5 protein-coding genes are annotated in these 7,838 nt (G+C 71.8%); 4 read left to right on the top strand and 1 reads right to left on the bottom strand.

The window, feature by feature from the left end; translation table 11 throughout:
• The 4 genes from ABDW35_RS26955 to ABDW35_RS26940 form a co-directional block, all read left to right on the top strand.
• Nucleotides 1-349: NAD(P)-dependent oxidoreductase (locus tag ABDW35_RS26955; RefSeq protein ID WP_343716942.1), on the top strand; the 349-nt coding region annotated here is incomplete at its 5' end.
• A gap of 490 nt (nucleotides 350-839) precedes the next feature.
• On the top strand, nucleotides 840-4,451 hold the full coding sequence (locus ABDW35_RS26950; protein ID WP_343716941.1) for a TonB-dependent receptor: 3,612 nt from the start codon (nucleotides 840-842) through the stop codon (nucleotides 4,449-4,451).
• A complete protein-coding gene (locus ABDW35_RS26945; protein ID WP_343716940.1) occupies nucleotides 4,452-6,446 on the top strand; it encodes an adenylate/guanylate cyclase domain-containing protein in 1,995 nt (664 codons plus the stop codon).
• 76 nt (nucleotides 6,447-6,522) lie between these two features.
• Complete coding sequence (locus tag ABDW35_RS26940) at nucleotides 6,523-7,272, top strand: methyltransferase domain-containing protein (RefSeq protein WP_343716939.1); 750 nt, start codon at nucleotides 6,523-6,525, stop codon at nucleotides 7,270-7,272.
• 218 nt (nucleotides 7,273-7,490) lie between these two features.
• Here the strand turns inward: ABDW35_RS26940 and rpmE are convergent, their stop codons facing one another.
• On the bottom strand, nucleotides 7,491-7,718 hold the full coding sequence (rpmE, locus tag ABDW35_RS26935) for a 50S ribosomal protein L31 (protein WP_343716938.1): 228 nt from the start codon (nucleotides 7,716-7,718) through the stop codon (nucleotides 7,491-7,493).
• Nucleotides 7,719-7,838: the final 120 nt, after the last annotated feature.

The raw sequence follows: 7,838 nt of genomic DNA, 5'->3' as shown, positions 1-7,838 counted from the left end.
GATGCGGCCGCATGCGGTGCTGATCAACACCGCCCGTGGCGCCATCGTCGATCTCGACGCGCTGCTGGGCGCGCTGCAGGCCGGGCGGATCGCCGGCGCCGCGCTGGACGTGCTGCCGGAGGAGCCGCCGCCCGAGCCGCTGCCGGCCCTGCTGCAGGCCTATCACGAGCAGCCGGAGTGGCTGCGCGGCCGGCTGATCCTGACCCCGCATGCGGCGTGGTCGAGCCCGGAGAGCCAGGCCGACGCCCGCCGCCTGTCGGCCGAGACCACGGTCGCCTATCTGCGCAGCGGCGCCCTGCGCAACTGCGTCAACGAGGCGGTGCTGGACCGGAAGAAGCTGCGGCGCTGAGCTGACGAGAACAGCGTACTCTCTTGCTGTCATTGCCGGGCTTGACCCACTGCTGTCCGGCTTAAGGGCATCGCAACCAAAGCGAGCTTCTCTCGAGTTCCAGCTCTATTTATTGTCATCCTCGGGCTTGACCCGAGGATCCAGGGGCGGCCAGAGCTGTTCTTGGTGGCCCCTGGATTGCCGGGTCAAGCCCGGCAATGACAATAGAAGTGAGGTCAGAGGTGAACCAGCCGCCTCTGGCCCTGCTGCCTCACCCTGATCGCAGCAGCCCTTCACCATTGATATCGCCAAAACCGCCTCCCCCCTCCAATTGGAGGGGAGATTGCGGGCATTTTTCGCATTATCGTCTTGATGTCTGCCGGCTGGGGGGCCGGGGCCGTTCTCTTTTGATGAGTCCCCGCGAGGGTCCGATTTGATGCAGGTCGATTGTTCGAGGCACCGCCTTGTTCTGAGGCGGATCCTGTTGGGCTCGCTGGGCCTTGCTCTTCCCTTGTTCGGTGTCGATGCGGCCGGGGCGGCGGTGGTGCCGCGGGACGGCCGGGCCGCCGGCGCCGTCGTCCAGACCACCGGCGGGTCCGAGATCCGCTTCACCGCCGCCGAGCTGTGGCAGGATGTCGAGGTGCAGCAGGTGCTGCTGGGCGGCGACGCGCTGCGCACCGGCCCGCTGGGCGGCTTGGCGATCCTGTTCGCGGACCAGACCCAGATCCGCGTCCACAACAACTCGCAGCTGCTGGTCCGCGACATCGGCGGCGACGGAGCCCCCGCCCGGATGGAGCTGGACTCGGGCGCGGTCTGGGCCCGCGCCGTGACCGGCGGCAACGGCGTCGAGATCGCGACGCCGGCCGCGACCGCGGCGATCCGCGGCACCGACTGGTCGCTGGCGGTCGGGCCGGACGGCAAGACCACGCTGGTGGTGCTGTCCGGCGTGGTCGAGCTGAGCAACGAGTTCGGCCGGGTCAGCGTCGGCCGCGGCGAGGCGGCGGTGGCGGCGGTCGGCAGCGCCCCGGCCAAGATCATCGTCACCACGCCGAAGGACCGCGAGCAGATGCTGTTCTGGCTGGCGCCGGGCAGCGTGTTCGACTCCTTCCCCGCCTCCCACGCCACCGCCCGCGACCGGCGCGAGGCGCAACGCCGCGTCACCACGGTGCCGGAGGCGCAGCGCTCGGCGGAGGACTGGCTGTCCCTGGCCGAGGCGGATCTCGACATCGCCGGCCCCGCAGCCGCGGCGGCCGATCTGGCCAAGGCCCGCGCCGCCGGGACACTGACGCCGGAGCAGGCGGTGCGCGCCGACCTGCTGGACGGCATCCTGGCCGGCCGCGCCGGCCGCAGCGAGGATGCGGCCCGCGCCTTCACGGCGGCCGAAGCCGGCAGCACCGGCCGGCTGAGGCTGCGCGCCCGCCTTGGCCGGTTCTTCGCCGGCACGGCCGCCGGCGAATCCGCCGATCCGGCGGCGATGGAGCGCGAACTGGCGGCCAGCGACGATCCGCTCGCCGTCGACGGGCTGGCCTGGCTGCAGGCGATCCGCGGCGACCTGCCGGCCGCCTATGCCACGCTGCAGGCCGGTGCCCGGCGCTTTCCCGGCGACCTCGATATCGCCATCAGCGAGGCCACCGCGGCGCAGGTGCTGGGCGACCGCGACGGCATGCGGCAGGCGGTCGACCACGCCTTGGCGATCGACCCCGACGACCCGGAAGCGCTGCGGATGGCCGCCAACTACAAGGTCGCCTTCGCCAACGACCCGGACGGCGCCCTGGCCCTGCTGCGCCGTGCCACCAGCGAAGCCCCGGGCAATGCGGATGCCTGGAATGACCTCGGCATGCTGCACGACATCCGCGGCGGGCTGGTCGAGGCCGACGACGCCCTGGAAAAGGCCGCTGCACTCGATCCCAATGCCGCCAATGTCCGGATCAACCGCGCCGTCCTGTATCTCGAGGCCGGCATGGTCGACCGGGCCCGGATGCTGCTGGCCGAGGCCCGGGCGATCGATCCCGAGTCCGGCATCACCCTGGTCGGCGAGGGCATCCTGGCCTTCGAGACCGGCGATATCGACGGCGCGCTGGCGAAGTTCCTGGCGGCGTCGGCTGCCAACCCGGCGTCGTCGGAGAACCTGCAGGGCCTGGCCGCGGCGCAGTATGCGCTGGGCCAGACCAAGCAGGCGGAGCAGACGCTGGGCAACGCCGACCGGCTGGACCCGAACGACCCGATGGTGCCCAACCTGCGCACCATCATCGCCATCGACAATGCCGAGGCCGATGAGGCGATCCGCAACGCGCGCGAGATCGCGGCCCGCAGCGGCCAGGGCACCCTGGCGCTGAGCACCGCCAATCTCGGCAACCGGCTGGGGCCGCCGCTGCTGGGCGCCTACGCCAATCTCGGCCTGATCGATTGGGGCCGCTACTACAACGACCGCACCGACGACCCGTTCAGCGCCTCCACCTATCTCGGCCGGTCGGTGATCAGCCAGCCGACCGCCTTCGGGGCCGACCCCGCGGTGCCGGAGGGCGTGGCCCTGTCGGCCGAGATCCAGGCCCTGCTGCTGGACCCGACCCTGGCGTCGTCGCGCCAGCGCCGCACCGACCTGCTGCCCCGGCCGTTCCTGGACGCGCAACTGACCGGCGGGATCGTCTCGGTCGGCGACACGCTCGGTCACAGCGAAGGTGTCGATATCGACGCCTACACCGTCGCCCCGATCCCCCTGGCGTTCCGGGCCAGCTTCGCCCGCGTCGACAACAACGGCGACGACCCCGGCGACGACAGCGACAGCTGGACCGGCTCCGCCCGCCTGGCCGGGCGCCTCGGCCTCGGCGGCAGCTTCGTCGCCTGGATCGATGGCGGCGAGGCCGGCAACGAGTTCGCCGGGACGGTGTTCGCCCCCACGCCTTTTGCCAGCGAGCGCAGCCGGGCGGTGTCCGGCGGCCTCGCCTTCGGCTACCGGCTGGCCGAGCGCAGCCGGCTGATGGCCGTGGTCCAGCGCAGCCATGTCGAGCGCCGCGACTTCAACCGCAGCCTGCTGTTCGATATCCCGGACCCGGTCTTCCCCGATTTCATCAGCTACGACCTGCGGCAAGACGACATCGTCAAGCAGCGCAGCGACACCACCATGGGCGGCCTGGCCCATGTCTGGGGCTCGGGCGACATCACCATCCAGTACGGCTTCGAGGTGCAATCGACTCGGTCCGTCCTGTCCGCCGACCAGACCGCCTGGACCACGCTGAGGTTCCTCGGCGAGGAGCTGCAGACCGAGCGGACCCATGGTGAGAGCCGGACCGAAATCGACCAGACGCTGGGCCGCGTCTTCGCCTTCGGCCGCTGGACCCCTTCCCCCGACCTGCGCATCGATTTCGGCACCGGCATCGTTCGCGCCGAGGAGGGCGGGCCGGTGCCGGAGGTGGTGCTGGAGCCGCGGCTGGGCGTGGCGTGGTCCCCCGCCGAGGGGCACTGGCTGCGCGCCGCGATCCAGCGCAGCGCCGAGACGCCGGGCAACCTGACCCTGGCCCCGACCGACACGGTCGGCATCCTCGCCGACACGCTGCCCCTGGGCGCCGGCGGCGTCGCTACCAGCTACACCGCGCGGTGGGAGGCGGAGTGGACGCCGCACATCTTCACCAGCCTGGAGGGCCAGCACCAGGAGTTGGAGAACCTGTCCTTCGCCTACCCCTCGGCCCAACTGGTCTCGGTCGATGTCGAGCGCGGCCGCACCGACCGGGTCACCGCCGCCGGCAATATCTGGTTCACCGGCGGCATCGGCGTCTACGGCTCGGCCTCGCTGATCCGGTCGGAGATCACCGAGGGCCTCGACGAGGGCAAGCGGATCCCCTTCGTGCCGGACTGGACGGCGCGGGTCGGTGCCGTCTGGGTTCACCCGCTGCAGATCCGGGCGCAGATCGAGCGGGTCTGGGCCGGGCCGCAGTCCAGCGGGCCGGGAGTGCCGGAGATCGACGGCTTCGGCACCACCAACATCGCGATCAGCTGGGAGCCGCTGGACAAGCGGATCGCGCTGGGCTTCGTCATCCGCAACCTGTTCGACGAGGATTACGACTCCGCTTTCGGGGTCGAGGCGCCGGGCCGGCTGGTCGCGGCCACCGCGTCGATCCGGTTCTAGATGGCGCGGCGCGGGATCGGGCGGGGTCTGTGGCCGTCGCTGCTGCTGGCGGTGCTGCTGTTCGCCGCCCTGCTGCCGCTCGGCGCCACGACCGACTGGCAGGTGGTGGAGAACCGCGCCTTCGACCTGTTCTCGACCTACGACCCGCCGCAACCGGCCGCGCATGGCGCCGTGGTCGTCGCCATCGACGAGCCGTCCTTCGCCGAGATCGGCCGGCAATGGCCGTGGCCACGCGGCGTCCATGCCCGGCTGGCCGAGGCGTTGCGGCGCGCCGGCGCCCGCCCGATCGGCTTCGACATTGTCTTCGCCGAGCCGTCGCAGCCGACTGAGGACGCCGCCCTGGCCGCGGCCCTGGCGGCCGACACGGTGCTGGCCGCCGACATCACCGCCATCGCCGACCCGCGCTTCGACCAGCGGATCCGGACCGAGCCGATGGCCCCGCTGCTGGCCGGCGGCGCCCGGTCGGGCGTCGCCTCGGTCGACCTCGATCCGGATGGCGTGCTGCGCCGCGTGCCGAACGTGCCCGACCCCTTCGCCGCGACGCTGGCCCGCCTGGCCGGGCACGATCCGGTGCCGCCGCCCGGCGCCCTGCTGCAGTATTTCGGGCCGCCGCGCAGCTATCCGACCGTATCCTACTATCAGGCGCTGGAGCCCGGAGCGATGCTGCCGCCTGGCGCGCTGGCCGGAAAGGCGGCGATCGTCGGCTTCAGCCTGCAGACCGTGCCGACCGTCACCAGCGGCGGCGTCGACGCCTTCGTCACCCCCTACACGGTGAAGACCGGGCGCCTGACCGCGGGGGCCGAGGTGCAGGCCACCATCCTCGACAACCTGGCGCAGGGACTGTGGATCGCCCCGGCCCCGCCCTGGCTGCCGCCGGCGGTGCTGGCCGTGCTGCTGCTGGTGGCGCTGATCGGCACCCGCCGGCTCGGGCCGGTGCCGTCCCTGGCCGCCCTGGCGCTGCTGGTCATCGCCATCGCCGCCGGCAGCTATGCCCTGCTGCGGTTCGGCCGGGTCTGGCTGCCGCCGGCGCTGCCGATGCTGGGCACCACCGCCGCGATCGTCATCCAGGGCAGCTACGGCTTCGCCCGCGAGCAGGCGCAGCGCCGCCGCATCACCCGCGCCTTCGAGCACTACCTGGCCCCATCCATGGTGTCGCGCCTGGCGCAGGACCCGGGCCAGCTGCAGCTGGGCGGCGAGACCCGGGTGCTGACCGTGCTGTTCTGCGACGTGCGCGGCTTCACCACCCTGTCGGAGCGGATGCAGCAGGACCCGCAGGGGCTGACCCGCCTGCTGAACCGGATTCTGACGCCGCTGTCGGAGGCGGTGCTGGCGACCGGCGGCACCATCGACAAGTTCATCGGCGACTGCGTCATGGCGTTCTGGAACGCGCCGCTGGACGACCCTGACCACGCCGCCCATGCGGTCGAGGCCGCCCGCCGGATGCTGGCGGACATCGCGGCGCTGAACGAGGCGCTGCAGCGGGAAGGCGTAGCCGGCCCGATCGCGGTCGGCATCGGCATCAACACCGGCACCTGCGTCGTCGGCAACATGGGCTCCGACCGCCGCTTCGACTATTCGGCGCTGGGCGACAGCGTCAACCTCGCCTCGCGGCTGGAGGGCGCCTGCAAGCGCTACGGCGTCGGCACGGTGATCGGGCCGGACACGGCACGGGCACTGGAGGGGCGCGCCGCGCTGATCGAGCTGGACCGGCTGGTGGTCAAGGGCCGGCGGGAGCCGGCTTCGGTCTGCACCCTGCTGGCCCATCGCCAGGTCGAGGACGGCCTCTACCAGGAACTGGCCCGCCAGCACGAGGCGGCGCTTGCCGCCTATCGCGCCCGCCGTTGGGACGAGGCGCGGGAGGGCTTCGCCCGATGCCGGGAGCTCGAGCCGTCGCTGTCAGCCCTCTATCACCTGTACGCCCAGCGTATCGCCGAGCATGAGCGCGAGCCGCCGCCCGACGGCTGGGCGGGCGAGACGATCGCCGCAGAGAAATAGGACGGCGGTCACGCGCCGGTGCCATGATGGGCGCGACGCCGCCCGCCCTCCGGGCGGCACCGGAGACTCAGGCCCGATGACCCAGGACCGGCTGTACGGCGACCCCGATCTCGCCAGCTTCTACGATGTCGAGAATGTCTGGTCTTCGGACCAGGATTATTGCCGGGCGCTGGCGGCCGGCCGCGCCTCGGTCCTCGACCTCGGCTGCGGCACCGGCTGGCTGGCGGCCGAACTGGCTGGCGAGCCGGGACGGACGGTGTTCGGCGTCGATCCGGCCGGGGCCATGCTGGACATCGCCTGCGCCCGGCCCGGCGGCGGCCGGGTGACCTGGGTCCAGGGCGACGGCCGCAGTGTCCGGCTGGGCAGGCGATTCGACCTAATCGTGCTGACCGGCCACGCCTTCCAGGTGTTCCTGACGGCGGAGGACCAGCTGGCGGCGCTGCGCACCATCGCCGCGCATCTGGAGCCGGACGGCCGCTTCATCTTCGACAGCCGCAACCCGGCGCGGGAGGAGTGGCGGGAGTGGACTCCGGCGGAATCGATGCGCCGGATCGAGCATCCCCGGTTCGGCGCGACGGAGGCGTGGAACGATGTCGAGCACGACCCCGCCACCGGCATCGCGACCTACGGCACCTTCTACCGGATCCTCGCCGACGGCCGGGTGCTGTCCTCGCGCTCGCGCATCGCCTTCCCGCCGCGGGCGCAGCTGGAGCAGCTGATCGCCGAGGCCGGGCTGGTGGTCGAGATCTGGCTGGGCGACTGGACCGGTGCGCCCTGGACGCCGGAGTCGCGGGACCACATCCCGCTGGGGCGATTGGGGGGTTAGAGGCCGCGCCTCCCTCTTCTGTCATTGCCGGGCTTGACCCGGCAGTCCAGGGCCACCCGGAGCGGCGTCGGCATTTCCTGGATGCCCGGGCCAAGCCCGGGCATGACAATAAAGGGAAAATGCGGAAGGCCGGGAAGGCAGACGCGAAAAGCCGGCCTCCCGAGTGGGGGCCGGCTCACAGACCAGCATCGGCAGGCGCCCGTTCGGGCGCCGCGCGATCAGGACTTCTTCAGGCCGAAGGCCTCGAAGCGCTTGTTGAACTTCGCCACCTGGCCGCCGCGATCGACCAGCTTCTGGACGCCGGTCCAGGCCGGGTGCGACTTCGGGTCGATGTCGAGACGGAGGGTATCGCCCGCCTTGCCATAGGTGCTGCGAGTCTTGAACTCGGTGCCGTCGGTCATCACGACGGTGATCTCATGGTACTCAGGATGAATATCGGTCTTCATGGCCGGGGCTCCGCACAAACGAGGGGGCCGTATAGCCAAAGCGGCGGCGAAATGCAAGGTCGCCGCCGCATGGGGCTCATGTCGTCTCGTCCAGAACCGCCGCCAGCCGGGCCAGCAGGG

The sequence above is a fragment of the Inquilinus sp. genome, from assembly GCF_039594555.1.
In the GTDB taxonomy this organism is placed as follows: Bacteria; Pseudomonadota; Alphaproteobacteria; order DSM-16000; family Inquilinaceae; genus Inquilinus.
This window is presented reverse-complemented; position numbering and strand designations above follow the sequence as displayed.